Origin of the sequence: Streptomyces goshikiensis, from assembly GCF_014650555.1 — a bacterium.
Classification (GTDB): Bacteria; Actinomycetota; Actinomycetes; order Streptomycetales; family Streptomycetaceae; genus Streptomyces; species Streptomyces goshikiensis.
Genome location: NZ_BMVE01000014.1, coordinates 151,552 through 176,257 on the forward strand (window position 1 = coordinate 151,552; position 24,706 = coordinate 176,257).

The 24,706-nt window shown below is 68.8% G+C and carries 23 protein-coding genes and 2 pseudogenes; 11 read left to right on the forward strand and 14 right to left on the reverse strand.

Going from position 1 to position 24,706, the window contains the following annotated elements:
• Window positions 1-266 precede the first annotated feature (266 nt).
• Window positions 267-1,088, reverse strand: a complete 822-nt coding sequence (locus IE248_RS30940; RefSeq protein WP_373301675.1) for a protein kinase family protein — start codon at window positions 1,086-1,088, stop codon at window positions 267-269.
• Window positions 1,089-1,417: 329 nt separating this feature from the next.
• On the opposite strand from IE248_RS30940, the gene IE248_RS30945 reads away from it, so the two are divergent.
• On the forward strand, window positions 1,418-1,753 hold the full coding sequence (locus IE248_RS30945) for a helix-turn-helix domain-containing protein (RefSeq protein WP_073799248.1): 336 nt from the start codon (window positions 1,418-1,420) through the stop codon (window positions 1,751-1,753).
• Between the two features lie 208 nt (window positions 1,754-1,961).
• On the opposite strand, the gene IE248_RS30950 is transcribed toward IE248_RS30945, so the two are convergent.
• The 3 genes from IE248_RS30950 to IE248_RS38470 all read right to left on the reverse strand — a co-directional run bounded on the left by IE248_RS30950 (window position 1,962) and on the right by IE248_RS38470 (window position 3,295).
• Entirely contained in the window at window positions 1,962-2,297 is a 336-nt protein-coding gene (locus IE248_RS30950) for a hypothetical protein (RefSeq protein ID WP_229895645.1), read from the reverse strand.
• Window positions 2,298-2,588: 291 nt separating this feature from the next.
• Entirely contained in the window at window positions 2,589-2,882 is a 294-nt protein-coding gene (locus IE248_RS38465; protein WP_308438194.1) for an Imm21 family immunity protein, read from the reverse strand.
• Window positions 2,855-3,295: an Imm21 family immunity protein gene (locus IE248_RS38470; protein WP_308438195.1), complete on the reverse strand. Its 441-nt coding sequence runs from the start codon at window positions 3,293-3,295 to the stop codon at window positions 2,855-2,857. Before IE248_RS38470 ends, IE248_RS38465 begins: the two co-directional genes overlap by 28 nt.
• Before the next feature lie 304 nt (window positions 3,296-3,599).
• Here IE248_RS38470 and IE248_RS30960 point away from each other — a divergent pair, with 304 nt between their 5' ends.
• Window positions 3,600-3,989: a hypothetical protein gene (locus IE248_RS30960; protein ID WP_073797238.1), complete on the forward strand. Its 390-nt coding sequence runs from the start codon at window positions 3,600-3,602 to the stop codon at window positions 3,987-3,989.
• A gap of 1,615 nt (window positions 3,990-5,604) precedes the next feature.
• On the opposite strand, the gene IE248_RS30965 is transcribed toward IE248_RS30960, so the two are convergent.
• Together IE248_RS30965 and IE248_RS38475 are read right to left on the reverse strand one after the other, a co-directional pair.
• Window positions 5,605-6,489 (reverse strand): SAM-dependent methyltransferase, encoded by an 885-nt coding sequence (locus tag IE248_RS30965; protein ID WP_158074339.1) that lies wholly within the window; start codon window positions 6,487-6,489, stop codon window positions 5,605-5,607.
• Between the two features lie 748 nt (window positions 6,490-7,237).
• Window positions 7,238-7,930, reverse strand: a pseudogene (locus IE248_RS38475) (ATP-binding protein); the annotation flags it as partial.
• Window positions 7,931-7,987: 57 nt separating this feature from the next.
• Here IE248_RS38475 and IE248_RS30975 point away from each other — a divergent pair.
• Entirely contained in the window at window positions 7,988-9,385 is a 1,398-nt protein-coding gene (locus IE248_RS30975) for a helix-turn-helix domain-containing protein (protein ID WP_073799252.1), read from the forward strand.
• A gap of 32 nt (window positions 9,386-9,417) precedes the next feature.
• The gene (locus IE248_RS30980; protein WP_008736371.1) at window positions 9,418-10,323 is read left to right on the forward strand and encodes a phosphotransferase family protein; all 906 of its coding nucleotides are present in this window, start codon (window positions 9,418-9,420) and stop codon (window positions 10,321-10,323) included.
• 1,492 nt (window positions 10,324-11,815) lie between these two features.
• Here the strand turns inward: IE248_RS30980 and IE248_RS30985 are convergent.
• The 3 genes from IE248_RS30985 to IE248_RS30995 all read right to left on the reverse strand — a co-directional run bounded on the left by IE248_RS30985 (window position 11,816) and on the right by IE248_RS30995 (window position 14,727).
• Window positions 11,816-12,631 carry an ExeA family protein gene (locus IE248_RS30985; protein ID WP_190032340.1) on the reverse strand — a complete coding sequence of 272 codons (816 nt, stop codon included), beginning with the start codon at window positions 12,629-12,631 and terminating at the stop codon, window positions 11,816-11,818.
• Entirely contained in the window at window positions 12,628-13,986 is a 1,359-nt protein-coding gene (locus IE248_RS30990) for a DDE-type integrase/transposase/recombinase (protein ID WP_190032341.1), read from the reverse strand. The genes IE248_RS30985 and IE248_RS30990 overlap by 4 nt, the downstream gene beginning before the upstream one ends.
• A 102-nt stretch (window positions 13,987-14,088) precedes the next feature.
• Window positions 14,089-14,727 (reverse strand): DUF6431 domain-containing protein, encoded by a 639-nt coding sequence (locus tag IE248_RS30995; RefSeq protein ID WP_308438196.1) that lies wholly within the window; start codon window positions 14,725-14,727, stop codon window positions 14,089-14,091.
• 179 nt (window positions 14,728-14,906) lie between these two features.
• On the opposite strand from IE248_RS30995, the gene IE248_RS31000 reads away from it, so the two are divergent.
• Complete coding sequence (locus tag IE248_RS31000) at window positions 14,907-15,326, forward strand: hypothetical protein (protein ID WP_229895646.1); 420 nt, start codon at window positions 14,907-14,909, stop codon at window positions 15,324-15,326.
• 541 nt (window positions 15,327-15,867) lie between these two features.
• Window positions 15,868-16,350, forward strand: coding sequence for an NUDIX hydrolase (locus IE248_RS31005; RefSeq protein ID WP_008736377.1), 483 nt, complete (start codon window positions 15,868-15,870; stop codon window positions 16,348-16,350).
• 45 nt (window positions 16,351-16,395) lie between these two features.
• Here IE248_RS31005 and IE248_RS31010 read toward each other — a convergent pair whose 3' ends face one another.
• On the reverse strand, window positions 16,396-17,679 hold the full coding sequence (locus tag IE248_RS31010) for a helix-turn-helix domain-containing protein (protein WP_229895647.1): 1,284 nt from the start codon (window positions 17,677-17,679) through the stop codon (window positions 16,396-16,398).
• Between the two features lie 215 nt (window positions 17,680-17,894).
• Between IE248_RS31010 and IE248_RS31015 the strand changes: the two genes are divergently transcribed.
• The 4 genes and pseudogenes from IE248_RS31015 to IE248_RS31025 all read left to right on the forward strand — a co-directional run bounded on the left by IE248_RS31015 (window position 17,895) and on the right by IE248_RS31025 (window position 22,071).
• Window positions 17,895-18,806, forward strand: a complete 912-nt coding sequence (locus tag IE248_RS31015; protein WP_190032343.1) for an NAD-dependent epimerase/dehydratase family protein — start codon at window positions 17,895-17,897, stop codon at window positions 18,804-18,806.
• A gap of 121 nt (window positions 18,807-18,927) precedes the next feature.
• On the forward strand, window positions 18,928-20,232 hold the full coding sequence (locus IE248_RS31020; RefSeq protein ID WP_190032344.1) for a UDP-N-acetylglucosamine 1-carboxyvinyltransferase: 1,305 nt from the start codon (window positions 18,928-18,930) through the stop codon (window positions 20,230-20,232).
• Between the two features lie 178 nt (window positions 20,233-20,410).
• A pseudogene (locus IE248_RS37785) lies at window positions 20,411-20,833 on the forward strand (NAD-dependent epimerase/dehydratase family protein); the annotation flags it as partial.
• Window positions 20,834-21,696: 863 nt separating this feature from the next.
• The gene (locus IE248_RS31025) at window positions 21,697-22,071 is read left to right on the forward strand and encodes a hypothetical protein (RefSeq protein ID WP_073799255.1); all 375 of its coding nucleotides are present in this window, start codon (window positions 21,697-21,699) and stop codon (window positions 22,069-22,071) included.
• Window positions 22,072-22,150: 79 nt separating this feature from the next.
• Here IE248_RS31025 and IE248_RS31030 read toward each other — a convergent pair whose 3' ends face one another.
• From IE248_RS31030 to IE248_RS31045, 4 genes are all read right to left on the reverse strand, one after another.
• The gene (locus tag IE248_RS31030; protein ID WP_073799256.1) at window positions 22,151-22,381 is read right to left on the reverse strand and encodes a hypothetical protein; all 231 of its coding nucleotides are present in this window, start codon (window positions 22,379-22,381) and stop codon (window positions 22,151-22,153) included.
• Between the two features lie 23 nt (window positions 22,382-22,404).
• A complete protein-coding gene (locus IE248_RS31035) occupies window positions 22,405-22,761 on the reverse strand; it encodes a DUF6233 domain-containing protein (RefSeq protein ID WP_190032345.1) in 357 nt (118 codons plus the stop codon).
• A 526-nt stretch (window positions 22,762-23,287) separates the two neighbouring features.
• A complete protein-coding gene (locus tag IE248_RS31040) occupies window positions 23,288-23,458 on the reverse strand; it encodes a hypothetical protein (RefSeq protein WP_190032346.1) in 171 nt (56 codons plus the stop codon).
• Window positions 23,459-23,550: 92 nt separating this feature from the next.
• Complete coding sequence (locus IE248_RS31045; protein ID WP_158512282.1) at window positions 23,551-23,709, reverse strand: hypothetical protein; 159 nt, start codon at window positions 23,707-23,709, stop codon at window positions 23,551-23,553.
• A 165-nt stretch (window positions 23,710-23,874) separates the two neighbouring features.
• On the opposite strand from IE248_RS31045, the gene IE248_RS31050 reads away from it, so the two are divergent.
• Complete coding sequence (locus IE248_RS31050; protein WP_190032347.1) at window positions 23,875-24,540, forward strand: helix-turn-helix transcriptional regulator; 666 nt, start codon at window positions 23,875-23,877, stop codon at window positions 24,538-24,540.
• Window positions 24,541-24,706 lie beyond the last annotated feature (166 nt).

Below are 24,706 nucleotides of genomic sequence, written 5' to 3' on the forward strand. Positions count from 1 at the left end.
AGGTTCGCCGTCACGGTGACGAGTGCGTCGAGCTTGCCCCTGGGCCACTGCGGCCTGTTCCCACGCCTTGCTCAGCCTCTTGCAGACCTTGTCGACGCTCTCGTCGCGCTGGACCTCGCCGGGCGTGCCAGTGGGCCCAGTTCGAATCTGACTGTCTACCGCGAGGCGGGCGACGGATTCGACCGCCCGTTTCGTCCGAGCGATCAAGTCTCGGACCAGCCACTCATTGTCAAATGTCATAACACGGAGTAGTTGGGGTGAGGCTCTCAGGCGCGGGAGGCGATGGCGTCGGCCCAGGCGCTGGCGGCTTCAGCGATCGCGGCGGCGGTGGGAACCTGCTCGGCGGCGAGGTCGTGCCAGCGCCGCGCTTCGGCCCGGATGAAGGCAGCCACGCGCTTTGGGTCGATGTCGTCCCACCCGGGTACCCGGGTGGCCCAGTCCCACGCCTGCTCGGGGGTGTGGCCGCCGGTGGACACGAGCCGCATGCCGCACAGGGCCGGGTCGACCCAGGGCGGGCCGACCGCAGGCCAGGACCAGTCCACGAGGTGGGCGCGCCCGTCGCTCACCAAGACGTTGGTGGAGGCGGGATCGGTGTGCAGAAGGGTCGTCCCGGTGAGGTACTCCTGGGCGTCGACGGTGCAGTAGTAGCCCCAGCGGTCCCAGGCGGTGGGTAGCCGGATGTCCGGCGCGGGAACCGCCGCCAGTTCGGCCAGGGCGTTGGTGACGAGCGCGAGGTCAGGTGAGCCGGGCGTGTACTCGGCATCGCGCCCCGGCAGGCCCTCGAACGCCAAGAGGTGCCAGCCGTGAGTGTCCAGACGCCACAGGACACGGGGGGCACTGGCCGGCAGGTACGGGTTGACGGCCTCTTCGAGGTCCAGTTCATCGACGGGCGACCAGTTGGGTCCCCACCACGACGCCGCAGCTTCAGCCTCGGAGACTGTGCGTACGGGGCCGCGCTCGCGCTGCCCCTTCACAAAGACCAGCCGAGCGTCGGGCAGGGTCAGCAGCGCGGCGGCGCCGGAGGCCGCCGCGTTCTGGGCGTCGGTCGCCGTGTAGGGCGCGGCGAGCTGCTGCCCGACGGCCTGCACCACTTCGTCGGGCAGCTGTGACCACCTGATGCGCCCGGCCTCCACCGTCAGGCGCCCGGCGGGGCGAGAAGGTTCCTGCCCGACATGCCCAGCCCCGGCGGTCGGCTGGGCGGGGTCGGAGTTCTCGGGCCCGGCGGTGGAGTGGCTTCCTGGAGAGTCATGACGCGCAGCGTAGGCACCGGTCCTCCCCGGTGAGCCGCGTTTCCCGGCTTTGTCCGGTTTGCACGTCGCGGTGGCCAGATTCTCCGGGTCCGCCTGCGAGCGTACACGGCGAGCACCGGCGTGAAGACGCCTGGTGAGCGGCCGGACAGCTCCTCCGGCAGCAATGCATGTCCACCGGCCTGCCGTACGACGACTCGATCGCCTTCGACTACGACCCGGAGGCGCCCGGCGCTCCCACGCTGCAGCGGCGAAGCCTGCTGGGCCCGGACGAGATCGGCCACGCCCGGGAGCTCCTCGCCGAGCGCGGCGCAACCGTCACAGGAGTGGCCAAGGCCCTCGACGTCATCACCCAGACGATCTACCAGCACCTCCTCGGCCTCCCAGCGGACGGCCTGACCGGCAGACCGCCAGTCCGAGAGCGGAGGCGTCCGCCGCAGCAGCGGCGAAGGCCCCCGCCCTCGGCCCGGGCGGGAGAGGTCGGTGGGCGCGCGGTACGCCAGTAAATCCCAAGGCCCGCGAGCCCCTGCGCGGGAATGGCGGCCGCACCGCCCACCCACCTCGCACGACCTGCCACGCACCGGGCCAGCGGACCGGCGTCGGCTGCTGTGGCGGGGGCGCTTCGTTCGGCGGAGGTGAGCCAGGCCGGCGCCCATGCCGTGATTCGGCGACGACCGGACGGGCGCCGATGCCGGCCCGATGCCAGGTCGTCGTCTACAGGCCAAGGGCCAGCAGGATCGTGACCGTCGGCGGGACCGTCGCGACCCGTCCCGCCCAGCGGCCCGCCCTGGCCAGGGCTGGGTGACTCCGGAACAGCCAGAAGGCCACCACGAGCAGAGGCGTGGCCGTCCAGGACCCGAACCAGCCGACCGTGACAACCGCCACGGTCTGAGGGTGGACCTCCGCGGCCATCCCGGCGAAGGCCCCGAAGACGAACGCCACCGGAATCAGGGCTACCACCGTCAAGACCGTGACCCACCGCAGCACCACATCCGTCGCGCGGGCTTCGGTGGCGGGGGCGGTGACCAGGGAGGGCGTTGTCTCGTGCATGAGCGCAGCCAAGCGGCTCCGGCGCCGGTCCGCGTCCGCGCGTGTACTCAGGGCCCGCAGTCCTTCGTACTCAACATGCCCAGACGCGCGGCCGCGACGAGTATGCGACTTCCGCGCCACGGAAGCTCCGCTCTCCACCCTCGCTCTTGTCCTGCGCCATCGAACTCTGACCGATTGCCGTCGAAGTCGGAGTGGCAGGAGTGCCGAGCGTCAGAGGCGAGCGTCCTCGGCGATGAGCTGCACGAAGCCGACCCATGGGAACTCGCCGCTCTTATGAACCGCACGCACCCTCTACCGGCCTGCCGGGAGCTGCACTGGAGCCTGGTCCGGCTGGCCCCCGTCTGGATAGTCCGCTCCCAGATCGGCGCCTGCTTCGGCCGAATCCATCAACACCGCCGAGCCATCGGTGACCCACAGTCCACCGTCCTCCCAAGCCGTGTCGGGGTCGGCCAGGACCGCTTCGGCCGTCGTGAACAGCTCGGCCTCGGAATCTGCAGCCAGCCACCGCACGAGCAGTGACTCCTTCGGAAGGGAAGCCCGTTTGGCCGGCTCGTCGGTCAGGTCGAGCGCGGTGGCTGCGGCCACGCCGACCGCGATCGCACCGGCCCAGCCCCCACCCCGCAGGCGCGGTCGTAGTCATCGCGGCCGTCGGCATCACCGAGGACGGAACCGTCCTCCGTGCATCCACCCCAGGCGTTCACCGACGACTCCGGAACGACGATCAAGGGGCCGCCCATCGACCGGACCCCACACCAGCATGCAGCTTCGCGGTTGGCGAGTACCAGAACATCGACAACTACTGCGTGTGGCTGCGCACCAGCCCGCTCGCCGAGGAGGCCGGCCTGCATGACAGATCTGCGGCGTTCGAGAACAAGCTGAACAACTCGCCCGAGGGCCTCAAGGCGAAGCTCGCCGCGCTGATCCCCCGAGGAGCTCCGGGCGATCCCCGACGGCACGGACGACGCCGAGGCACGGGTCCTGGCCCGGTGGACCGGCATCGGCCTGATGGCCCTGAGCGACCACGACGACGCACGCGTGTTCCTGCAGCAGGCGCTCTACCTGGCCACAGCCAGCGGCAATACCCGGGCCGTCATCGCCACCGAATTCAACCTCGGTGACGCGTACCGGTACGCCGGTTCCTCGACCCGACCTGGAGCCGATCTTCGCCGAGCTCGCCGCCCGGTGTGCCAGCGCCTCCACCTGGACAGTGGTCGGAGCCGGCCCGGCTCCCGCCTCGGATACCGTGTTCCTCTACGGGGTGCCATAACGGATGTGACGCCCCCTACCGGAGGTAGTCGGCGTATGAGTTCAAAGCGCAGCAAGAATCCAGCCCTGCCCGTACTTGACGACGCATTCCGACTCGCGTCGGTCAAGGACGCCGAAGAGTCCACCCGTGACTTGGCCGCGCGGCTGGCCACCACCGAGCTGCGCCGCGTTTCCCACCCGGGCCGGGTCACCTGGGAGCCCACCGATCAGGCCGAGCCCGTACCGGTCCCGCCGACTGTGGTCGACGGTGACGGGGACCTGTGGCTGCGGGACCGGGGCACTGGCACCTGGACCATGCCCGAGTTCAATCCGAAGGAGTTCCCGGCCCGCTGTGGCGAGGTTCTGACGTGGAACCAGCTTGCCTGCGAGTTCGGCCCGCTGACCGCACTGGCCGACGACCGCCGCATCGGCGGCGGCCGGCGCTGACCGCGCAGCCTTCTGGGATGACCGCGCCCCTGAGGCGCCCGTTACGGGTAGCTGGGAGCGCCAGCTCACCGCCGAGTTCGACGATGGCGGCGAGCAGGTGAGCGTGGTGGTGGCGTGCGACGGAGCCCCCGCCACCGTTCAAGATCAATCCTTAGCGCTAACGGCTGTACCGACGGTCCACCCCCCCCGCCAACTGCATCTGATGCGCGGAGAGACAATGCTACCGGCTGAGGTCGGCCTCATGACGCCCGTCGTCCAGGCGCACGTAGTGCCCGGCCGCGGGTAGTCCGCGTTCAGGGTGAGGTGCGACCGGCTGGTCTCCGAGTCGACTGTCCAGTCCCCGAAGCCGCCGGTCACGGCCCAGAACCAGGCACCAGGACTTGTGCGGGCGATCTATCGGCCGACAGGTACCCAACGCCTCGGAATCTCGCTGTCGAGGTCTTGCCGAGGCAGTCAGCCGGCGGCCCGCTGGGGTCTGCCCACACCACCTCGCTGCACTCGCGGGGTACTGTGTTGCGGGGCTCTCCGGACCAACGCTGCTTGGCGAAGACGGCGGACAGGCGGCCCGTGCCCCGCTCGCTGCGGTAGTGCAGGAGGCCACTGAGTTTGAGGTCCTGGACGCCCACCCCGCTACCCAGCGTCTGGGATGGCCGCGGCAGGGCGCCTCGTCGAGCCACTCCGCCGGCTCCAGCCGCCGGCCCACCAAGGCGAACTGGTCCCGGTCGGGGTGTCGGGCCCTGCGGACCAGTACCACCCGCCCGAGCGCAGCGCGAGCAGCACCACCTTCAGGGTCTTGCGTGACAGATGTGCGACCTCCTCCAAGAGCGGGGCGCGAGAGGCGTGCTTTCCGGTGGTGCTGATCCGTGGAGGCTGCGTGCGAGGGGCGAGGGGGCTTGTGGCATCGTCCGAACTCCTGGGTTGTCCATCGAGGCCACAGCCTCTCCATCCTTCACTCGTTCGGCAATGGCACCGGCCAATCCCGATGTCAGGGTTGTCTGGTGTACGCGTACGCAGGCGAACATCCGGTCCGTCTCGGGCAGCCGAAGCCGGTCGTTGCACTGGCTACCGGCCTGACTGCCGAGTCCGGCGAGCGGGTCCCAGAGCGGCTACCGTGTCGCGGGAACGGGCAACCAAGTCGTGGAGCCTTGCGCAGTCCACGAACTCGCGGCGGCGGGTGGGGAGCGACAGCCACGACCACGGATCCGGTGCGGAGTCGAGTGCAGGTACCTCCACCAGTTCCGATCTTTCGGCTCCGCAGTGGAGGGCGCCCCGCGGCCATGTGAACTGGTCTACGCTGCTCGGCGGGGTGACGAAGTAGACGGCCCCTGAGCCGGACGCTCGCTGGTAGATCCCGCCAGGGTGGCAGTCGAAGAGTTGGATGAGCCTGTCGGCAATCTGCTTTCCAAGCTCACTTCGGATGGTCACGACATCGAAGTAGATGCCCGTGCGGAGAGGGATGTGTCCGCCAGCGGGAACCCAGTCGGGATGGAACGGCCTGATTCTGGTGAGGGGGGCGGCTCGGTGGATGAGGTGTGCGGTGTTCATTGACCGTCTCTACTTGGTGAGGGGCGCGGCGGGAACGGTGCGTGCTGCTGGGACGGATGCAAGCGGTCCGTCAGAGGGCGTCGACGCTGCAGCCAGCCGGGCCGTCGGCGGGCTTGATTGCGATGCCCGCATACCCGGACGAATAGCCCTTCGGCAGGGTCGCCCGCCGGGAGTGCCAGGAGTGGGTCTCGCTGAGGCCCGGCGCTAGATGGGTGAAGCCGTCGAACAGGTCGGCGATTTCCTCGCGGCTCCGGGGCCGGAAGCCAAGGCCGGCAGCGGCGAGGGTGGCGACGAGCTGCGCAGTCTGTTCCGGTTGGGCATCGGCCGTGGCGTGGACGATGGACAGTGCACTTCCGGCGGGCAGCCATTCCCGGATCTTGGCCAGGAGGCTCGCGACGGCCTTGTCGTCCGGGATCCATTCGAGGACCTGGTGTAGCAGTACGGCAACCGGCCGCCCGTCGAACACCTGCAAAGTGTCCAGCAGCGCGTTGGCGTTGGTGATGTCGAGCAACACGGCCGCGTCCCCCGACGTTTCCGCGGCCCAACATTTCACGTGTGCGATGACCATCGGGTCGTGGTCCACCGCCACATAACGGTACTGCGGGGACCGACCTGGGCCGGGTTGGGTGGTCTTACTGACCAGCTCGACGAGGGGTCGGCCGTCCGCGGCTGGCAGCCCACAGCCCAGGTCGAGGAACTGGCGGATGTCGGTGTCGTCCAGGATCCGGGAAACCGCAGTGTGGGCGTACTCGCGTGCGGTGTGGGCGCTCCAGGAGAGCCAGGGAGCGACGGCCGTCGCCCTGGCGGCGAGGTCCCGATCGATAGCGTAGGCTTCGCAGCCGCCCGCGAAATGGTCGTAGAGGCGAGCCGATGTCGCGGCTTGCATCGAAATGTCGTGGATATGCATGGCGTTCTCGGGTCTCCGTTCCCGGATGTTGTCGGCCGCGGTGGTCATACTTGCCTCCCGATGAGTGGCAGCGCCCTGGTCGTCCAGGCGACTGAAGGCGACCACGTGCTCGGTGGGGGAGCGGTCTGCGATCACCCTGACGGTGATGCCGGCTCCAACGAGGCTGCAGAGCAGTTTCCGCAGTTGGTGCGGTTCCAGGCTGTGGCAGTTCCGTCGTGACCTGGTCCGGGACATCACTCCACTGCTCGGCCAGGTAGCGCCGTAACGCGCGATCCTTCGGGCTGGCCGTGCTCATGTCGGGGTTCCTTTCGGGGGGCGTCACTGCGTCGCCGTGGCAGACGGCTGCGGGTGGCGGTGAGGGTGGTATCGCGGTCAGCTGCCGGGCACGGCGACGCGTGGTTACACATGGGGGTTCTCGCTGGTCGCGTAGGGAGTGGGGGACAGCTGCCTGCGGGTGCTGAGGGCGGCACCAGGCGGAGGGCGCGGCGAGCACCGGCGGGGGCGGGCTTCTGGTGGCCGCGAAAATGCTGGGGGTGGGGCTGGGGGGGGGGCCGTGGCACTGGCCCCTTGGCAGGGCTGCTCTTCGGCTCGTGGTCCATCCGGAACGGTGTCGACTGGCTAGGTGGCCAGGGTGATCGTGCCCGCGGCGGTTGTCGTCAGCATCAATGCGACGAGGCCCAGCCATTGACGGAGGCCTCGGGTCACGTTGGCTGTGCGCAATGGAAGAAGGCCCACACGGCCTTCCCCGGGCAATCCCCTCCTTGCGTGGTGCTGAGGTCCAGCAGTCGGAATGGGCGTTGACAAGAACCAGACCCCGTCCCCGGATGGCACCCGCAGACGGGCGGATCGTCGGGATCGGGTAGCTGCTGGAGTTGTCGGTCACCATGAGCCCGAAGGCGAAGTTCGGCTTGAAGGCGAGCGCGACGCCAACGGCCTCGCTCTCATTCGACGGCCGAGTTCGTCCGTGGACAACGGCGTTGGTGACCAACTCGCTCAGGACGAGGACAACTCGGTCAATGAGAGCGTCGTCTTCATCCAGCCCCCAAGCCACGAGCCGCTGTCGGACGAAACGGCGAGCCTCACCCACGTTACTGCGCTGGCTCTCGAACTCGACGGCGACTCGGTCGACGCCGTCACCGTGTACCAGTACTGCCAGGAACTGCCGACTCGACAACCGTGTCAACGTGTCCTCCTCCCTGTCTGGGTGGCGACAGACATCGCCCCTCCTGGGCACCGAAGCCGTCTGGTGGGGTGGCGTCCGCCGCGAGCCCGCCAGTCGGGGTGTCAGGTTCGCCGGCTGTCGGGCAGCTTGTTGGGCTTCCGAGATAGGAAGGATTCGCCTGAAGACGGTGCCGAGCAACAGTGACGGTTCACTGATCCGCAACCTCACATCGTTGGGGTGAGTGATCCGTTTACTGAACCGCAACTTCACATCGTGGGGGTCAGTGACCTGTTCACTGACCCCCACGGAAGTCACTGTTCTTGACACAGAGTCGACGAGTTGTCACTACGATTTTGATGAGCGAGCCCGGTTGAGGAGGTACTGGTGGACCGCACACCACACGGCCCATCCTGTGCGAAGCGGTTACGTCAGGAGGCCACCACACATGGCGAGTCGTGCAGCCAGATTGCCTTTACGATTCACGCCCACTGCTCTGTGTCCCTCCTGCGCGCCCACCGCCTCGCACGTGGGCTGACGCTGAAGGAAGCAGCGGAAGGACTGAACGCACTCACCGCGGGGCACAAGGGTGCTCCTCGGGTTGACGCCGATCAGCTGGGGCACTGGGAGACAGACAGGCAACCACGACCGGCCACGCTTGTGCTGTTGTGCCACTACTACGGCGGTCTGCGCCCCGAGGACCTGGGCTTCGAGAGCGCAGAGGCGGCCGTACCTGCCTCGGTACCTTCCACCATGGTCCTTGCGGAACGCGCTCTGCCCTGGCCTGCTGCTCCGCGTGCTGAGATCGTCGACGAATCCCTGGAGCGGCAGGTCGATGCTGTGCGGCGCTCGGTCGACCGCACACTCGCGGCTGGAACCGTGAATTCGAATCAGCTCGACCTGCTCGACGAACAGGTGATGTGGGCACGAGAGCAGTACGTCTACACACCTCCAGCGCCCATGGTCAAGGTGCTCCTCGACCAACTTGAGGAAGTTGAGAGCCTCGCCGCAGACAGGCAGCCGGCGGCCGTACAGGTTCGCCTGTCCGAGCTGACCGCAATACTGGCGACCCTTGTCGCTGACGCCTTGATGAAGCTCGGGTACCTTCCCCGGTCCCGGTCGTGGTACGCCACAGCAAGGCACGCTGCGGACGACAGCGGCAACACGGAGCTCCGCGCCCGAGTACGGGCACAGGCTGCCATGCTTCCCTTCTACTACGGCCCCCTGGAAGCGGCGGTTGCCCTTGCCCGGGAAGCCAGGATCATCAGCCGCGGCCGTCCCAGCGCCACAGCGGCACTCGCTTCGGCAGCCGAAGCACGCGCTCTGGCCAAGCTCGGAGACGCAGAGGGAGCCGAGTCCGCACTCCGATACGCAACTGTCGCGTTCGAACAGAGCGGAGCGGGTGGCTCTGGCGACAACGAAGCCTTTGGGTTCCCTGAGCGCCGATTCAGACTCTACGAGAGCGGCACCTTGACCGCCCTCGGCCACACGAGCTGGGCACGTCGTGTCCAGGAGGAGGCCATCCGCCTATACCCGTCAAGAACCGGCATCGACCCCGCTCTGCTCAATCTTGAGACAGCACTCTGCCTGGCTCAGGAGCACAGCTTCAGGGAAGCCTGTCAGCTAGCTGGTGACACCCTCCTGCGGGTCGCTACCGAGCACCGCACTCCGATCGTGGAAGAGCGGGCCCGCGAAGTCATCGGGGCACTTCCCCCGGGTGCGGAGGCCAGCCGCGCGGTGCACGAATTGCGCGAGATCCTTGCGCTTCCTTCCGGACACATGTGACAGCGGACCGGATCGTCGGCGAGCCTTGACCCATGACACAAGCTGCGCTGGCCCCTGGCGGGTTCGACGAATTCGAGATGCACCAGGTCCTGAAGCGCGGGTGTGCGGCCGTCGGCCTCGATTCCTCCGAGGCTCGCCTGCTCCGCGGCCACACCAACGCGGTTATCCACCTTGTAAAAGAGCATGTCGTCGTCAAGATCGCCCGAAAGGGATCACGCATAGACGACGTAGCTCGTACCGTCCGGTTCGTTCGCTGGCTGATGGATGCTGGCTTTCCCACCGTCTCCCTCCACCCGGTCGACCAGCCAGTGGGCGTCGGCCAGCACGCTCTCACGTTCTGGGAGTATCTGCCTCAGCCGTCCGACCCAGTGCCGGCGGCCCAGCTGGCCAAGCCGCTGTACTCGCTCCACACGCTGCCGGCTTCGCCTGAGGCCCTGCCGGCGCATGACAACCTCGCGGCAATCCGACGGTCCCTCAAGTCGATCACATGCCTGTCCGACGAAGCGCTCGCGTTCCTGAACGGCAGCACCGAGCAACTTGAGTCAGCGCTCCATGTCGTGCAGTTCGAGCTGCCGGAGGGTGTTATCCAGGGAGATCCACAACACCGCAACGCTCTGCACACCGCCAGCGGCGGAGCCGTCCTCTGCGACTGGGACACAGTTGCAATCGGACAGCCGGAGTGGGATCTCGTCACGGTGGAGGTCCACTGCAGGCGTTTCGGCCACGGGTCGCAGCACTACGAAGCCTTCGCAAACACGTACGGGTGGGATGTCACGCGGTGGTCCGGGTACCAGACGTTGGCCGCGATCCGGGAACTACGCATGATCACGACAAACGCTCGGAAGGTTTCAGACGCTCCCACCAGCCTTCAGGAGGTCGAGCGGCGGGTAGAAGGACTCCGTTGCCATGATCGCGCCCTGCGGTGGAACATCCTCTGACGTTCTCGGCCAGTTCCATATCAGCCAAACCTAAAAGACGTTCAGGGGCCCGAGGCCAGCGAAGGGGTAGTTGCGGGGGAGAGGGCCCTGGCGCGAGGTTCAGCAGACGGTGATGGTGGTGTTCACGCAGGAACTCGGGCTTTGGGCCTTGGCGTGCTGCAGCCGATGGTGGTTCCGTCCAGGGCAATGCAGTTGCAGCTCAGTGGTCTGGCTGTCATGGCGGGGATCACGAGAAACTAACTGAATGAGAACAGCCGCCTTGCCGGTAGAGTCCTAGCTCAGGAAGTGCGGACCCCGCGCCCGCGGGGATGGTCCGAGCAGCCAGGGATCGTCCGTCAGGGAGAAACCGTGGACCCCGCGCCTGCGGGGGTGTTCCGGCCTCGGTCGCAACCCTGTCTCGGGCGGCGGGCTGTTCGCGGGCGGTGGCGGCCTCGCTCTATCCTGCGGCGGCGAGGGCCTGTCCCCGTGCGGCTGAGTTCGCCGCGCAGGTAGGTCACCAGAGTCTGCAGCCGGGGGAAATCCGGCGGCAGGACGGACGCTCAGCCCCTTTACCGCGCCTGACGCGCGGCCCTGCACGACGCGCAAGGGCGATGCCGGAGCGCCTTCCCATACGCGAGGAGATCCGCACCTGGCACACGGGCCGCTCCGGCTGGGCACCCAAGTGCAGGCGCTCGGCCTGGCTCGCGCGAAGCGGACCCCGGCGAACCCGGTGGGACGGGAGAACTCCTGCTGCCGGTGAGCGTGATCGAGGAAGAAGGCTGCCCACCGGTCCCTCAGAGCCGCACGGTACCCGCCGTCGAGGCGTGACCGGACCAAGCCGCAGTGGGATGTGGGACAGGACGCTGGGGCTGTAATGCGGGCGGGAAGGGCTATGACACGCGGTGGCTTGGCCGGCCACGGACTCGCCGCGCTTCTGGCGGTCCCCAATGCGGCCAGGCTCGTATAGCCCGAGTGGTGACTCGCCGGTGACTCTGCAAACCTTCCGCCCCAGGCCAGAGCGCCCATCTGCCAAGGAACTCACCGGCCGCTGGTGAACTGACCGATACTCCTGCGGCTGCCAGTGACTTGCCTGGTGACCTCACCAGCGCCTGTGCGAACTCACCGGTGACCCGCCCGGGTGCCTCGTATGAACTCACCGGTGAGTCCCGAGAGGATTTGGGCGCGGCCGGGGCTTGGGAGCGGACGGCGAAGGCCGTCAGAGTGCCGGGCTGGCCCACGACGCTGGGACGGATGGCCCGGGACAGACGGGCCTCCGGCTGCTGGCCGTCGGGGCCGTACTCCTGATGATGTACTACGTTGGGTCCGCCAGCCGTAGCGGACGAGCGAGCTGGCGTATGGCGCCGTAGACCTGCCCGGTGTCGTACGAACGGTGTTGAGCGACGCTGGAGATGAGCATGAGGGCGACGTGCTGGTTGTCGATGGAATGGGATGAAACGACCCCGGCGGCCGTCAGGCCGCCGGGGTCGTCGTGAACATGGTGTCGGCTTCGTGCTCACTCTGTCGCGTGTGTCTCGGTGATGGCGGTCCGGGTGGAGGACTCGTCGACGATTCCCTTCTCCTCGGTGAAGGCTGCGATGAGGGACTGCCAGGCGATGTTGTTGACCGAGCGGGGCAGCCCGCGGCTGGTGAGATGGATCAGTTCGACGGCGTCGTCGGAGAACAGCGTGTCCTCTCGCCCGGCGATCGTGAGGTGGTGCTTGATGTAGCTGGAGGTCTCCTCCCTCGTCATCGTGGGCATCTGATAGCTGATCGAGATCCGCTGGTCCAGGGCCGCCAGGACGCCGTGCTTCATCCTCTTGCGCAGGGTGGGCTGGCCGATCAGCAACACCGCGAACGGCGTGGTGGAGTCCATGTCGTAGTTGGTGAGCATGCGGATCGCGTCCAGCTCCTGGTGGTCGAGCAGGTGCGACTCGTCGATCACCACGGCCGGCGTCCTGCCCCGTTCGTCGACCTCCGCGGCCAGCGCGGCGGACGCCTGGGTGGCGAGAGCGGCCAGGTGGAACTTGGGGGTCCCGCCCAGGCTGGTGACGATCCGGTCATAGAGCCCGCGCATGCCGACCTCGGGATTGGGCTGGTAGATCACCGTGAACCGGGCCGGATCCAGCGAGGCGACGGCACCCTTGAGGGCGACGGTCTTTCCGGATCCGACCTCGCCGGTGACCACGCCGATCGCCCGGTTGTTGATGCACCACGCGATGCGGGCCGCGGCCTCCCGGTGGGAATGGTGCTGATGAAGCATCGAGGGGGCCAGGTTCCGGCCGAAGGGGACACGGGTGAACCCGAAGTACCCCTGAACGCGGTCGATCATCGCGGTCCCCGCCCGTCGTCCATCAGGGACGAGTAGTTGATGCCCTTGGCGGTGTTCGCCGTGTGCTTCTCGTCGAGGATCTTCAGGTAGTCGATTCCAGTCGGCGGGGCCGGCTCCGACGGTGTCTCCGGCCTCGCCTTCGGATGGGTATGCCGGCCCACCCGGTGCGGGACCGCCTTGCCCGCGCTCTTGCCCGAGGTCCTCACCTCGATCTCGGTCAGGTCGAACGGGTCGAAGACCAGCTCGACCTTCATCCCGACCAGCATCGGGTCGACCTCGTAGGTGTTGCCGTGCAGGCTGACCGTCGCGGTCTTCGTCACGGTCCGGAACTCCGACCACAGAAACGCCTCCCGAAGATCAGCGGGGCTGGGCAGCGGAAGAGGCCGGGGAATCGAACCCAGCCAACGTTCGATCGGAGGCTGCCCCGTCTCCGAATGCACCGTGCGGTGATAGACCGTCTCCACCCACGCCGTGAAAAGCCTGTTCAGCTCGGTGAGATGCTCAATCTGACCAACGCGTTCGTCATCGAGCTCGACCAGGAACTGGTCACGGACCGTGCGGAAGAACCGTTCGATCTTCCCCCTGCCCTGAGGCCGTCCCGGCTTGGAGTGCGTGAGCCGAACGGCCAGAGACGCGCACGCCCGCAAGAGCCACGTATCCACGAACGCCGACCCGTTGTCGACGTAGATCGACTCGGGGACCCCGCGGGCAGAAAGCGCCGGCCGCAGGGCGGCGGCAAGCCGGACGGTGTCCTCGGCGAACCCGAACCGATGGCCCACGATCGCCCGGCTGTGGTCGTCGATGAACGCGAACAAGTACGTCTTGCGACCGCCGATCTTCGGCCCGTGCAAGGCGTCCCCGGTCCACAGCTCGTTGCCCCGGGTGGCCTCGAACCGGCCGAACACACTCTTCTCACCGCCGCCGGCGCCGGTCAGGCCGGCACCGGCGAAGTGCCGCTGCAGTGTCCGGTCGGTCGGCGACCAGCCCTGCGTGGTCCGCAGGATCCGCTGAATCTGGGCCGCGGTGCGGGCGGGGTTCTCCTTCTTCAGCGCGGCCGCCAGGTCCAGCACCTCCACCGGTGTCCGCGGGGTGACCTGCCGCGGGGCCGGCACCAGCGCGGGAAACCCGCCCGCGCGGTAGTGGCGGGCCCAGCGGTCCAGCGTGCCGCGGGCGACCCGCACCTGCCGGCCGAATGGGTCGGTGTGCTCCTTCGCGGCCAGTTCGCGGGCGAGTTTCCCGCGCTGGCGTGTCGTGAGCTTCGTGTCGATCAGATCCTGGATCAGGCCGTAGCGGAACAGGCCCACCTGCCGGGCCCGCTCCGCCCGCCGACGGTCCTCGTCCTCACTCGGTGACATAGGCAACCCACCTCACGTCTCGAACAGAGCCCGCCGCATCCCGGCGGACACGATCAAGACTTCCGGCACCCTCCGATCCCGCCCAGGGGCGACCCGTGTTGATCAAATAGCGATAGAAGACGAGGTCAGCAGCCTCCCGCCTATCGCCCTCCCAGCGAACTCCCACCGCGACACCGTGAGCATGTGCGGCCACCTCGTTGCGGCCGCCCGATGGGCGGCCGCAACCGCCGAAACGGCGTCGGCGAACGTCGAAGCCGCTGCATCCGGCATCACCGGGTCGTCCGCGAGCGCGACCAGAGCGACGGTGAAGTGCCGGCGTACTGCCTCCGACCGTCCGGCGAACGCCCGCAGCCACCCACGGACCGTGCCCTCGGCCAGGCCCAAGTGGGCGGCGATCTGGCGGTGGCCCATGCCCAGAGCGGCTATCTCCAGTCCGGCCCCGATTACAACGGCCGCATCTGCCCGCCGCGGCCAGAGTGCCTCCGCCAGTAGCACGTGCGTGACCTTGCAACCCGAGCAGCGCGTACGGCGTGGCCGCAGAAACAGCCGGGCCCCCAGGTCGCCCCGGATCTCCCGGGCCCGGCCATGACCCCACGGGGCCAGAACCGCCCCACAGCCCGGACAAGACAGCTGACCTCGCCGAAGCTGACGCTCCACCAACAGCCCGTCCGAGTCGACAACCAGCACCGACACCTCCACCTGACCTGCAACGATCAGCTGGAACCTCTCCAAACGGACCACCAGTCATGCTCGCCCGAGCACCTGTCTGCCCTGTTTCGCCTGCTGTGCTCCCACGGACCAGGTCGATGCATAATCCGCTTCGTCTGGATGGTGCGAGCTCGGACAATGGAAGAGCTGGAAGTAGCGATTCTCCGAGATCGAAGCAGGTTGCTGAGCCAATGACTCAAACGCCATCCACCATGCAGATGGTCACCTTTGCGGCCTGGCGGGACGACGCTCTTCACCCGGGCCGCCCGGCTGACCGCCGGTACGTCACCCTGGCCGAGCTTCTGGTCCGACTGGGAAGTTACGGACTCGGGCTGACATGGAAGGCCGAGATGATCGACGAGGATCCACACCCGGCGTTCGCCCGGATGATGGAGGCATCAGCGGGCACCGGAGTACCCACCCTTGAGCTGCTGGCCATGGACGTCCATCTGCAGGCGGTCGATGGCGACTTCGAGGGCTACTCGGGCAACGACCTCGTGCTGACCCTGAGGGAGTTCGACAGTTCCAGCTGGGATGTCCGCACAGCCGACGCGTGGGTGCTGAGTGAGATCCAACGGTGTTACCCAGACGCCAGGCCAATGACCTCAGACGAATGGGACTCCACAAACTGATTCTCTGAGGATGGAGCCACGTGGCCAGTGGCCCCCTGCCGACTATGCGGGGCTCTTCGTGCTCACGGTGTCGTCGCACACGAAGCAATCATCAGAACCCAGACACCGACACGGCCTGTGCACAACAAGAGTGTCGCCGTCACCCCGCTTCATCACCATGCTGAGTGTCGTCTAACACCCAGCCCCGCCGGCTCACGTGCTGGTCACACGAGGCCCAGCAGCCGCTCCAGCTCGCCGACCCCAGCGGCGGCCGTCCGCCGTACGACCACGTCACCGCTCTGCGGGACCTCCAGCGGGTATTCAAACCAGGAGCCATCCGGACGGGGCCGGAGGCCAGGGTGGTCGAGCTCGCCGCATATTGCCAGGCACGGATACAGCACGGCGGAGCCCCCGCGGGTCCGGTGATGCTGGGGAGAACCGCTGTTCAGGCGCGTTCCGTGCGCGGTGGAGGCCGGGCGGTGTGAGCGTCGGGGCGCGGGCGCCGGGGGAGAAGTGTTCTGAAAGCCCGCCGGCAGTCCGCTCCTCGCCCTAGGGTGAGGGCATGATTCCTGATTTTGTGTCAGATCTACGGAAAGCGGTCGGTCCCGACTGCCTGCTGTGGCTCCCGGGGGTGGTCGGGGTGGTCCTCGACGAGCACGGGCAGGTGCTCCTGCAGCGCCGGTCCGCTGCTGGTCTGTGGACGCCGTTGAGCGGGATCCTGGAACCCGGAGAGGCTCCGGCCGCCGGGGTAGCGCGGGAGGTGGCGGAGGAGACCGGGGTCCGGGTGGTGGTGGAACGCCTTGCGGCGGTGACGTCTTCCCCGCCGGTTAGGCACGGCAACGGGGACCGGGCGCAGTACCTGGAACTCGTGTTCGCCTGCCGCCCAGCGGACCCGGGTCAGGAGCCCCGGGTCTGTGACGACGAGTCGGTGGAGGTCGGCTGGTTCGCGCTGGACGCCCTGCCGCCGATGAGTGAGCGGATGCGGGAGCTCATCGGGCTGGTCGAGAAAGACGAGCCTCAGGCGTGGTTTGCCCCGTCGCCGTGACCGGGCACCGGACCAGCTCCCCGGCGCCGGGGCGGAGCCAGGCCGCTATGCGGGCACGGCTCCCGTGCGGACAGCGAATTCCCGCAGGCCCTGCACGCGCGCCGGGCTGTAGAGCAGGCTTGATGTCAGGGCCCGCAGTGCCGGCCGGCGCACCTCTTGGGCCGCCTCCTGCTCGACATGGGACAGCGCGGCGAAGGCCTGCTGGCTGTTGCCGAGCGTGTGCCACATACGGGCCGTGTCGGTCCAGGCCCGGGCGCGGCGTTCGGCGGTAGGCATGAGGCCGATGTTCAGGCTCCGTGCGATCTCCACGCCCTCGTCCGGGGTGCCGAGGGTGTTGTGAACGCCGATGCGGTAAACGGCGGCCTGGGTCTTGGTGGCGTCGACGGTGAACAGCCCGCCGGGTGCCTGCGGGCGGCGCTCGACGGTCTCATCAGCTTCGTCGAGCAAAGTGAGCGCGGTTGCCCGGTCGCCGCCGGCAGCCGCCGAGTACGCCGCCGTGAGCAACAGCGTGGTCCGCACGGCTCCCGTGCGCTCATGGGCGGGGTCGAGCGCGGCCGCCTCGGTGGCGAGGAAGCGGACGGCTGAGGAGCAGTTCCCGGACCGCCGCATGGTGATGGCCAGTACGCGGGCGGCTTCTCCGACGGGGATGGGCATCCCGCTGGCCCGTGCGGCGGCCAGAGCGCGGTCGGCAGCGACCCACGCGGCGTCGGAGTGCTGCTTCGCGGCGAGTTCGGAGGCCAGGACATAGGCGCGGGCGAGGACGGCATTGGCCTGCTGGCGGGCTCGTCCGGCGGCCGATTCCCTGGTCGCCTCGGCGGCGGCCAGCAGGCCGGGCAGCGAGTTTCCGAGGTCGTTGTAGCGGGCGGCGGTGAACGCCTGGCGCGCGGAGGCTGTCTTGGCGGCCAGTGCCTGGAGCGGCGCGGGGTCGGCGCTCGGGAGCCGGAACAGCACGTCGTCGAGGTCCACGGCCGCAGCGGGCGAGGCCGCAGCCGTGCCCGTGCCGACGACAGCCGACGCCCCGGCAGCGAGCGCCCCCAGCAGTGTCCTGCGACGCATCGCGTCCTCCTCGTTCGGCATCGGTACGTTCACCACGGTATCGATCACCGGGCCCGCAGGGACAGGGAACCCGCTGACCCGCTCAGGGGGGATGCGGAGCACCTGGGCCAGGCGCAGGCGGGTGTCGAGGTCCACGCGCATCCGGTTGCCCTCGATCCGCGAGATCGCAGACGGGGAGTAGCCGACAGCTCGGGCGACATCAACCTGCTTCAGCCGTAAAGCATGGCGTGCACTGCGGAAGATCGCGCCTAAGTCGCTCGTCTCCTGGCCCACGGGTACCTCCTGCGCACCGACGGGGAAGCACGACAGTACTGCCTGTCGCCAAACGGCAACAGGGCGTACAGGCGCACACCGTGTGCCGCTCCCGCACACCACGTGCGAGCGCGCCGATACCAGCTCCCGGACGGGTGCGTCAGGCACCACGGTTGCGGCAGCAGACGCCCGGCACACCAGCCCGGTTCGCTGCTCCCACCTTTGCGGAGGCACCCTTGAACGTCCTGATCACCGGCGGCGCCGGCTTCCTCGGTTCGGCCCTCACCCAGGCGTTGCGCATCGCAGGGCACTCGGTCACCCCGCTGGACAACCTGTCGGTCACTTCCCGCCGTCCGAGCCCAACGGGCCTGATGGTCCGCGACGTCCGGTCGCTGACCGCACAGGATCTGGGCCGAGTGGACACGGTTGTGCACCTGGCCGCGCTCAAGTCCGTCCCGGAAAGCTTCGAGGTCGGCGGGTTCGAGCACAACGTCGAAGTCGACCGGCACATGCTCCACATCTTCACCGACTCGACCGCGAGGCGGCTGTTGCTGGCCTCCTCGTGCGAGGTCTACGGCCAGCAGAGCGGACCGCTCTCCGAGAACACGCCGCACGCCCCCCGCTCCCCGTACGCGGCGGGCAAGGTCGCCACCGAGCTGCTGGCCGACATCTACCGCCCGCGCCTGGAGGACGGCCGCCAGCTCGGCATCGTCAGGTTCTTCAACACCTTCGGCCCCCACGAGGACCCCGACGCCGTCGTCCCCGCCTTCCTCGACGCAGTCGCCGAGAACCGCCCGCTGACCATCGAGGGCGACGGCACCCAAGCCCGGGACCTGACGTACATCGAGGACGCGGTCACCATGCTCACCCGCATCCTGGACGCCCCCGCGCTGCTGCCCGTCGTCAACTGCGGCTCCGGCCACGCGGTTTCCATCAGCGACCTCGCCCGTGCGGTCATCCGCACCGCCGGCCGCGGCACCATCACCCACACCGCCCCCCGGATCAACGAGATCTCCTCCTTCACCGCCGACCAGACCCTGTTCGCCCGCATGTACGGGCCCATCGACCGCATGCCCCTGGACAAAGCGCTGGCTCTCAGCGTCCAGACCCGCGCGCGCACCCTGGCAGCGGCCGTACCCGGCCGCTGAACGCCACCCCCACCCGCGCGGACAGGCAGTCCGTGCTGCTAGCGGTCCCGGCCCGGCACCCATGCCGGGCCGGGACCATGAGCCCCCTCCAACACGCCCCACGCCCACGGGGAAGGAATCCGTGAACGATCAGACCTTCTTACTGCCCCTCACTGACACCCGCGCCATCCGCATCACCGGCGGCCACCGTCTGCAGGGCACGACATCGGTCCAGGGCAGCAAGAACATCGCCCTCCACCTGTACGCCGGCGCCCTGCTGGCCGACGAACCGCTGACCCTGACCGGCATCCCGCACATCCTGGACACCCAGGTCTGCTCGGAGATCCTCACCCGCACTGGCACCCCGACCAGGATCGTCGGCGACCGCTTCGAGACCGCGCCGGCCACTGCCTGGCACCCCGCCGTCCCGGACGAGCTGGGCGGGCGTATCCGCACCACCGCCGTCCTGGCCGCCGGCCTGCTCGCCCGAGCCGGCCGGGTCCGCTTCCCCCTGCCAGGCGGCGACGCCTTCTGCCACCGGCTCATCGACCGGCACCTGGCCGCCATGGAGGCCGCCGGCGCCACCCTGGACATCACCGGCACCCACGTCGAGGCCCACCTGACCGGCCGGGGCCCCCAGCCGTTCACCACCAATGTGACGACTCAGAAGTGGGGACCGAGCCTCGGAGCCACGGTCACCGCGATGCTGCTGGCCGCCCGTGCCCGCGGCACCTCCACCATCCTCCACCCCAACGCCGAACCCGAGGTGCTGGCGACCGCCTCGATGTTCGCGGCAGGCGGAGTCGGCATCGCCTGGGAGGGAACCACCGCCCTCCAGGTCACCGGCACCGACCACATCACCGGCGGCTCCTTCCCCGTCCCGCCAGACCGGCTGGAGGCCACCACGCTGCTCCTGGCCGCCGCCATCACCGGCGGAACCGTCCACCTCGACAACTTCCCCGTCTCCGGATTCACAGCCGCGCTGGTGGCCACACTCGCCGACGCCGGAATCGAACTGGCCCCCGCCAACGGCGGCACGCTCGCCCAATGCCCAGCCGGCCCCCGCTGCGTACAGACAGCCACCACCTCCGCCACCTGCACCGACATCCAGCCCCAGCTGACAGCCTTCCTCACCCAGGCCCCCGGCACCTCCCGCATCGAAGAACGGATCTACACCTCACGCGCCACCCACGTCGACCCCCTGCGCGCCCTCGGCGCCGACGTCACAGCCGATGGCCCGACCATCACCGTGCACGGCCCGTCCCCCCTCACCGCGGCCCACGTGGCGAGCCAGGACATCCGCGCCGTCGCCGCCCTGGTGACCGCTGCCCTCGCAGCCGAGGGCACCACCACCATCCAAGGCATCTACCACCTGCAACGCGGCTACGGCAGCCTGCTGCCCAAACTCGCCTCACTCGGGGCCGAGCTGACAGTCACACAGAAGTAGGAACCCAAGGCACGCAAGAACGCGACCGCTCCCTGCGGTCGCGTCGCAGGTGATCAACCCCAGCAAGCTGCCCGGCCCGAGCTCGGCGGCCACCATCGGCGCACCCGTCCGGCGACCTGCGCCCGCCGAACACGATGCACCCCGCTTCGTCGGCGACGCCTGGGGCCCATGGGCATGGATTCCGTCGTCCTCGCCACCCACCACGGCGAGCGCCTGGTCCAGCCAGCTCCTGTCCGAGGATCCGGCCGCGGATTCGGTGCTGTGCCTGGCACGGAGGGGCCGTCGTGGCGGCCTGCGACGACCACCTGGCAGGCAGCTGACGTCGAGCCGGGCGGAGCCGACCTGATGCGGCTGTTCCACGGTGCCGACGCCGTGATCCACCTCGCCTGGAAGTCCAGCCCACCCATCACCCGGCCGCAACATGGCGCATCAACGTCCTCGGCAGCATGCGCGTCTTCGACGCCGTCGCCGCTGCGGGCGTCCCGCCCTGATCCACGCTTACTCGGTCGGCGCGTACTCACCCGGACCCAAGGACTGGGCGGTTGACGAATCGTGGCCCACGCACGGCTGGCCACAGGCTGCCTACACCCGCGAGAAGGCTGGCGCACCCTGCGCGCCCTGGCCCAAACCGACAGCCGTCTCCACGCCGACGACCTCGACGTCCTGCTGGACTGCGGCGAGCGGCAGAGCAACACGCTAGAGGAGGTTCGCTCCGCCGCGGCAGCCCGAACGCTGGGATGCGCGCCGCAGGCCGCGCGGTGAACGCGTAGCCGCAGGGCTCGCCGGTCAGCTCCAGCACCCAGTCGAAGCCCGGGGAGCCGCACCAGGAACTTCAGGTGCACGCACCTGTGGACAGATGCTGTCCGCAATGTGGCATCGGCGCCGGTCAGTTCCAGCAGACGCCGGAACTGCGGCTGCGGTGCGCGCAGGCTCATGCGTTTACCACATTCGGCCGCGGTGTGCCGGGTGCGCTCGTGCTGCGCGACCTCCTCGTAGCCGTGCCGAGCTATCGGGAGATGTGGGCGGCCGTGTGGGCCCATCACGCGGCCGGGGACCTGCCCGCAGCTGTCACCGCCGCCTGCGAGCTAGAGACGGCCCTGAGTGGCTGGTCCGGGGAGTCAGATGCCACCATCCCGGTGCTCATCGCCCGCGCGTGGCTCACCCTCTGCCGGCGCGCCGACTGGCACGGAACCAGGGAATTGTTCATCGCGACCGCCTTGCGCTGCCGGGCCGCGCAACACCGCCCTGAGGCCGACACGGTGCGCACGGCCCGTAACGTGCATGCTGTCTGGCACCTGCTCGGGGAGGAGGGCCCGGAGGCCGCCGCTGACCTCGCCGGCCCCCCTGGCGGACATGCTCGCTACCCTCGGCGAGGACGACCGCCGGGCCGATGTCCTCGCACGGGAACAGGTCGCCGCGGCCTCCGCGGGGTGACCTTGCCGTCCCGCACCCGGTTGAACCGGCATGAGAAAGACGATCTACGCAGTGACGGTGGCGGCCGTCGTATTCGCCGCCGCTCCCGCGCACGCCAACGCGAAAGCCAAGGACGGCCAGGTTGGCCTGTCCGTGTACGGCAAGGGCCTGCGGGTCGAGGAGGTGGGAGCGCACATGCAAGGCCACGGTACCGGTGTACGCGCCCGCCTGATCACCTACGACCCGGACGGGTACCGGTCGGCGTTCACCGGGTGGAAGGACGCCACCCCCGTGAGTGCGGCCCTGACCAAGCTCTCCACGGTGGGCTGGAAGTGGAAGGGCGGGAAGAAGTTCGCCCACGGCACAAGGCTGTGCGTGGAGTTCAACGTCGTGCAGGGGGAGCCGTGCGCGGTGATCCACCGGTAGCCGGTCCCTGCGGCAACAACCGCTGACCGGCGCAGCGCAGGCCGCCGCCCTTACGGAGTGGCGGCCCGCACTGCTGCGCTCACTCCTCGCTGGTGTCCGGGCTCCAGGCGGCTGGCCCGCCCCCGCGCCAATCGATCAACAGCGGGTCGTCGAGGCGGACGCTATCCGGGTCCAGGCCTGCCCGTCGCAGGAACTCCAGGAGGTCGCGGGGGTTCAGGGCGCGGCCGAGGATTTCCCCGTCCGCGCGGACGCGTCGCCCGCCCTGGGCGTCGGGTGGGTAGACGACCACTTTTGGTTGGCTTTCGGTCATGTTTCCACCTTGAGGTCGGTGATTCACTCCAGCACCCCGAGGGCGGTGTCGGGCCGGCAGTGAGGGCATGCGGGGATGCCCTGGGCGAGCAGGGCGCGTATCTGGTCGGCGCTGGCCGGGGCGCAGCGGCTGCGGGTGTCCCAGCAGTCCCCGGCGTGAGCGCGGACCGGGAGGCGGCCGACACCGATCCCGCGCTCGACCAGCCATGCTGGGGGCTCGGGCTCGGGCTCGGGCTCGGGCGCAGGCTGCGCCTGCTTCCGTACGGTGGCGGCCTTGCACCCCTCGGCGGCGGCGAGGGCCTGTTCCATGCGGCTGAGTTCGCCGCGCAGGTAGGTGACCAGAGTCCGGAGGCGGGGGAGGTCTGGCGGCAGGACGGACATGCTCAGCCCCCGTACCGCGCCTGACGCGCGGCCTTGCATGACGCGCACAAGGGCGAGGCGCCGCCCCCGTATCGGCATGTGGGGGCGTGGCATTTCGAGCAGGGGCCGGTTTGGCTCGGTGCCCAGGAGGCGGCCTGCGGTCTGGCTGGGGTTTCGGGGGTGGTCATTGTGTGCTCCTGGGCGGTGCGGAAGACGTCACTCCTATTAGATCTCATGTTCGATTGTCTGGGCGAGTCTGTGCAGGTCACCGTCTGGTGACGCAGGGTGGGATCTTGTTCGGCAGGTCGGGATCCTTCAGGACCATGGCTCGCAACGACCAGCGGAGCATGCGCTCGGTCAGCTCGTCGGAAAGGCGGTTCAGGTGCTCGACGGACAACGGCTTGATCCGGAAGCCGGTGGGCTCTTTGTCGTAAGCCTCCTCTGTGATCAGCGGCCCGGAGAAAGGGCAGGTCCGCGGCGGAAGGCCCTGATGCCCTGACGGGGGCAGGGCCGTGGGCGACGCCCCGTAGGGGCGTCGCCGGGGCCCTCACAGCTGTCCGAACTTCTCCAGGACGTTCTGCACCAGGTAGTAGGCGCCGATGAACGTGCCGCCGGCCCAGCCAAGTGAGACGAGCGGCTCCGCTCCGAGGTGACGGGCGAGGGAGAAGGCGATCACCCCGGTGAGGCCCGCGCAGACCATGCAGAACAGAATCGCCATGATCTTCGTGCCGGCGGTGGGCCCATTGGGCGGGGTACTGGCCGGCGGTCCCGGGGTCGGGGGGTTGGGCGGGGTCGGCGGGGCGGGGGTGGTCACGCGGCACCTGCCATCTGCTTGTCGCGGATCACCCATTTCGTGCCGGCACGAGAGGCGCCGGAGAACACTCCCTGGATCGCTGCCGCCAGCAACTGCACCCGAGTCTTGGTCTCGGCGGACTGCACGGGCTTCCGCCCACGCGTACGGTTGAGCACTGGGTCTCCCCTTTCGCAGGTGTGGATCCGACGCGGCCCGCCGGTGTGGTTGGACGCCTTTCGGCGGGCCGCTTCCATCTACGCACGGGGGATGCCCTCTGTTCCGAATCTGGTATCACGTGGTATCACATGGGACTTGACGGGACTTCATATGTGGGGGAATGAGTGCCCAACCGACGCCGTGCCATCGACCCATCTCACCCGCTGGGCAGGTTTGCCCGGCAACTGCGTGAGCTGCAGGCGAGCGCGAGAGCCCGTGCGGGGAGCAGCGACCGTGCCAGAGAGATCAGCATCGACAAGGTCGCCGTGAACGGCACGCCATGGTCCACCAGCAGAACAGCTATCTACGCAGCCCTCAACGGCACCCGGCTAGCCTCACCGGACACGCTGTGCGCCATCGTTACGGCCTGGGACCACCGGGGAGGTGACGGCATCACCGAGTGGCTGAGAATCCGAGATCAGGTCGAGGAAGACCTCATCAAGTTGCGGTCGTCCACCACGCCCATGGCCACGCCTTCCGGCCGCAGCGAGTCCGATCTTGTTCTTCTCGGGACACCGACTCCTCATCGGGCTCTCGCGCCCTCTCGGGGCCGGCCTCACAACGCGGCGGCGCTCAAAGAGCTTAAGAGGCGCCTGCAGGATGCCCGGGCCAAAGGCGGCCTGAGCATGACGCAGGTTGCAGCTCGTGGCGGACTGGCGCGCACCACTGTCCATATGGCGTTCAACGGGGACGGCGTACCGTCTGCCGCAACGGTGGCCTCCCTCGCGAGGGTGCTGAAACTCGACCAGGAGGACCTCCTGCGGATGCGCGCGGCGGTGCTGGCTGAGTAGACGGTCTCGTAGTCGTGCATCCGGGGCGTTCGTTCCTGTTCAGTTGAACGAAGATGAACGGTGGGGTACCTGCAGCAGCGGCACAGCTGCCCCGGTGTCGGGTGACTCTCCGGTTCGGTCCGGCGCCTCTCTTTCTCGGGTTCTGTCTCGCTTTCCGTGGACGGCT

Bases quoted from the DNA above. Each gene is read 5' to 3' on its own strand.
- IE248_RS31000 (WP_229895646.1), top strand. From the start codon at position 14,907: ATGCAGATGGTCACCTTTGCGGCCTGGCGGGACGACGCTCTTCACCCG.
- IE248_RS30990 (WP_190032341.1), bottom strand. From the start codon at position 13,986: ATGTCACCGAGTGAGGACGAGGACCGTCGGCGGGCGGAGCGGGCCCGG.
- IE248_RS30960 (WP_073797238.1), top strand. From the start codon at position 3,600: ATGAGTTCAAAGCGCAGCAAGAATCCAGCCCTGCCCGTACTTGACGAC.
- IE248_RS31025 (WP_073799255.1), top strand. From the start codon at position 21,697: ATGAGAAAGACGATCTACGCAGTGACGGTGGCGGCCGTCGTATTCGCC.
- IE248_RS30950 (WP_229895645.1), bottom strand. From the start codon at position 2,297: ATGCACGAGACAACGCCCTCCCTGGTCACCGCCCCCGCCACCGAAGCC.
- IE248_RS30965 (WP_158074339.1), bottom strand. From the start codon at position 6,489: ATGACCACCGCGGCCGACAACATCCGGGAACGGAGACCCGAGAACGCC.
- IE248_RS31035 (WP_190032345.1), bottom strand. From the start codon at position 22,761: ATGTCCGTCCTGCCGCCAGACCTCCCCCGCCTCCGGACTCTGGTCACC.
- IE248_RS30985 (WP_190032340.1), bottom strand. From the start codon at position 12,631: ATGATCGACCGCGTTCAGGGGTACTTCGGGTTCACCCGTGTCCCCTTC.
- IE248_RS31005 (WP_008736377.1), top strand. From the start codon at position 15,868: ATGATTCCTGATTTTGTGTCAGATCTACGGAAAGCGGTCGGTCCCGAC.
- IE248_RS31040 (WP_190032346.1), bottom strand. From the start codon at position 23,458: ATGGCGATTCTGTTCTGCATGGTCTGCGCGGGCCTCACCGGGGTGATC.
- IE248_RS31030 (WP_073799256.1), bottom strand. From the start codon at position 22,381: ATGACCGAAAGCCAACCAAAAGTGGTCGTCTACCCACCCGACGCCCAG.
- IE248_RS30945 (WP_073799248.1), top strand. From the start codon at position 1,418: ATGTCCACCGGCCTGCCGTACGACGACTCGATCGCCTTCGACTACGAC.
- IE248_RS38470 (WP_308438195.1), bottom strand. From the start codon at position 3,295: ATGCCGGTCCACCGGGCCAGGACCCGTGCCTCGGCGTCGTCCGTGCCG.
- IE248_RS30980 (WP_008736371.1), top strand. From the start codon at position 9,418: ATGACACAAGCTGCGCTGGCCCCTGGCGGGTTCGACGAATTCGAGATG.